Annotated in this window: 1 protein-coding gene; it reads right to left on the bottom strand. The window is 64.8% G+C overall.

The window, feature by feature from the left end; translation table 11 throughout:
* Nucleotides 1-437, bottom strand: a 437-nt coding sequence (locus O7A70_RS34075) for a TonB-dependent receptor plug domain-containing protein (protein ID WP_337144240.1), incomplete at both ends; no start/stop codon positions are given.

The following is a 437-nucleotide window of genomic DNA, read 5'->3' as shown; positions in this document are numbered from 1 at the left end:
TGCCGACCTTCTTGCCCGCGGCAAGGTAGTTGTTGAGGTAGCCGTAGTTGCCGCCATCGACGCCATATTCGACGCCGTCGATCGTGCCGCCCGGCCGTGTCCGGAAATTGAGCGCGCCGCCGGTTGCGTAATTGCCGTACAGCGCCGACGAGGAACCGCGGACGACGTCGATAGCGCTATAGGCTCGCGGATCGATAAGGTCGCTCCGCGACAGGCCGTCCGGCTGCGTCACCGGAAAACCGTCGTCGAAGATCACGAGATTGCGGATGGCAAAGCCGTTCCTCGCGTTGGATCCGCGAATCGAGATGCCGAAATCGCGCGGGCCGTTGCCCTGCTTGACCGAAACGCCGGGGCTGTCCCGCAGCACGTCGCCGACCGAGAATGCGGGGCGGTTGTCGAACTGGCTGCGATCGATGGTCGTCTCGGTCTGGCCGGCT

The sequence above is a fragment of the Mesorhizobium sp. Cs1299R1N1 genome (genome assembly GCF_037179655.1).
GTDB lineage: Bacteria > Pseudomonadota > Alphaproteobacteria > Rhizobiales > Rhizobiaceae > Mesorhizobium > Mesorhizobium salmacidum.
This window is presented reverse-complemented; position numbering and strand designations above follow the sequence as displayed.